2 protein-coding genes are annotated in these 2,645 nt (G+C 66.0%); both read right to left on the bottom strand.

The window, feature by feature from the left end; genetic code table 11:
• Positions 1–801: restriction endonuclease subunit S (locus HMPREF3105_RS07800; protein ID WP_210401438.1), on the bottom strand; the 801-nt coding region annotated here is incomplete at its 3' end.
• The coding region (locus HMPREF3105_RS07795; RefSeq protein WP_070709115.1) for an HsdM family class I SAM-dependent methyltransferase at positions 798–2,645 on the bottom strand (1,848 nt) is incomplete at its 5' end. The genes HMPREF3105_RS07795 and HMPREF3105_RS07800, both read right to left, overlap by 4 nt.

The following is a 2,645-nucleotide window of genomic DNA, read 5'->3' as shown; positions in this document are numbered from 1 at the left end:
AACAACGTCATGACCTCTTACACCTAGCCGCCCGTAGGAGTCCGTCCTACCGAGGTCACGGACTTTATAGAACGCGAGTTCCTCGTCGGTCACCCCCTGAAGCTCAGGCGGGAAACCGGCGCCAGAAGTCAGGTCGAACAGACGCCTCACGTGCATCCGCGACCAATGGCTCGGGGCAGATTCGAGCCACGGCTCACTGCTGGCAGCCGAAGCAGGCTGCTTCACGCCCAAGAAACCTGTTCTCGCCAGAACTGCTGCTCTCCTTCGAGTACGAAGCGCATCGGACAACTGGCGCTGTTTCTCGATCAGGGCGTCGATCGTGGCGGTCTCACGGTCGAGGTAGTCCGCGATACGCCGCTGCTGCTCAACAGGCGGGATTGGCAACCCAATCCGCTTCATTGCCTGAAAGCGCGTGCTCCACAGGTCATCGACGATCCCGCTGCCCCAGCGGTAGAACTCCTCCTGGAACCACGTCGAGCGCAGGAGATGGTGCACGAACCGCGGTTCGATGCCACATGGTTCCAGGACGATCGAGATCAGAGACACACTGCCGTCTCGGTCAGCGACTCCTGCTGAACCCTTGCGGTCCGAGCGGCTGTTGATGACGAAGTCGCCTTTCCGAACGAGCTTGCGATTCTCGCCATTGAACGAGATCGCGACGTTGGCCATGCGTGGAACGACGCCGGCCATCGACACCGAGAGGGGTTCATACTCGGAGTCTGATGCTTGCTCGCGCCGCTCTCGGAAGAACTTGCCGAGTGGCTCGACCTTCCAGTCGCCGGGTGGCTTGAGCTCCGTCACCGCTCCACCTCGCTCAGTAACTCGATGATCTCGGCGGTGAGCTGCTTGAGCTCGGCGTCGATCTCCTCGAGTGGGCGCGGCGGCACGTACGTGTAGAAGAGCCGGGTGAAGGGGATCTCGTAGCCGATCTTCGTCTTGGACTCGTCGATCCAGGCGCCGGGCACGTGCGGGGCCACCTCGGCTTCGAAGTACTCGTGAATGTCCCGACCGAAGGGCACGAGTTCGGTGTCTCGCAGCGAGGTGTCCGGCTCCGGCTCGCCCTTCTTGTCCTTCACGACCTCCGCATCGGGATCGTGCACGCCAATCGCCCCGGTCAGGGCCTTCGCCAGTGGAGCGCCGGCGGTCACGCCGTGCTTCTTCAGCGCCTTCTTCAGTTCCAGCACGAAGGTGGGCTGGTGGTCCCAGACCCGGCCACGCAGGGAGGCAAGGGCGCTCTTGAGAGCCGAGCGGCCGTCGTCGGGAAGCTTGTCCACCGGCTTGGTGGCGAGCGCCGCCGCGATGGTGGCGTCCTCCACCTCGAAACGCAGCTGCAGCGGGCGCTCCACGGTGATCTCCCGGTAGCCGAAGTCCTGCGCGGTGAGGACCTTGGAGAACTCGGCGTTGTCCTCGGACTGGGCGTCGAAGTCCCGGTAGATGTCCAGCACGCGCTGGCGGTCCGCCGTGGACAGCTCCTTGTTCTTCGAGCCCACGTTGCGGCGCAGCTTGGTGAAGAACGAGCGGGCGTCGATCAGCTGCACCCTGCCGCGGCGGTCTGCCGGCTTGTTGTTGTCCAGCACCCACACATAGGTGGCGATGCCGGTGTTGTAGAACATGTCCGTGGGCAGCGCGACGATCGCGTCCACCAGGTCCGACTCCAGCAGCCAGCGGCGGATCTCGGACGGGCCCGAGCCCGCCCCGCCCGTGAACAGCGGGGAGCCGTTGAGGACGATGCCGGCCCGACCACCGCCCTCCGAGACCGGGCGGAGCTTCGAGGCCACGAGCTGGAGGAACAGCATCTGGCCGTCGCTGATGGCGGGGGTGCCGCCCGGGAAGCGGTTCGTGGCGCCGCCGGCGGCGATCTCCTTCTCCACCGCGGTGCGGGAGGCCTTCCAGTCGCCGCCGTAGGGCGGGTTGGAGAGGACGTAGTCGAAGCGCTCGGTCAGGTGGGCGTCGTTCTTGAGGGTGTCCCCGCGGGCGATGCCGTCCGCGTCCTGGCCCTTGCCGAGCAGCTCGGACTTGCAGATCGCGTAGGACTGGTCGTTGAGCTCCTGCCCGAACAGGCGGACCTCCGCGTTCGGGTTCATGCGGCGCAGGCGCTCGTCCAGCAGGGACAGCATGCCGCCGGTGCCGGCCGTGGGGTCATAGACGGTGCGGACCGGGTAGCCGGTGAGGACGTCGTCGTCGTTGGCGGTGAGCAGGTCCACCAGGAGCTTCACCGCGTCGCGCGGGGTGAAGTGCTCGCCCGCGGTCTCGTTGGAGGCGGCGGCGAAGCGGCGGATCAGGTCCTCGAAGAGGGTGCCCATCTCCGCGTTGGAGACGGCATCCGGGGAGAGGTCGATGGAGGCGAACTGCTGCAGGACCAGGAAGAGGCGATCGTGCTCGTCCAGCTTGGCGACGGTCTTGTCGAACTCGTAGTAGGTGAACAGGTCCGCCACGTTCTGGGAGAACCCGTCCACGTAGGCCAGCAGGTTCGTGCGGAGCAGATCCGGCTCCTGCAGGATGCGGTCCAGGGTGAAGGGGCTGAGGTTGTAGAACGTCAGGCCCGTGCGGGACTCCACCAGGTTGTCCAGGACGAAGTCGGGCTGCCCCTTGGCCGCCAGCTCCGCGAAGAACTCCCGGTGCGGGGCCATGACCGCCTCCATGCG

The sequence above is a fragment of the Micrococcus sp. HMSC31B01 genome, assembly GCF_001816085.1.
In the GTDB taxonomy this organism is placed as follows: domain Bacteria; phylum Actinomycetota; class Actinomycetes; order Actinomycetales; family Micrococcaceae; genus Micrococcus; species Micrococcus luteus.
Note: the sequence above shows the minus strand (reverse complement) of the source record. Positions and strands in the feature narration are given on the sequence as shown.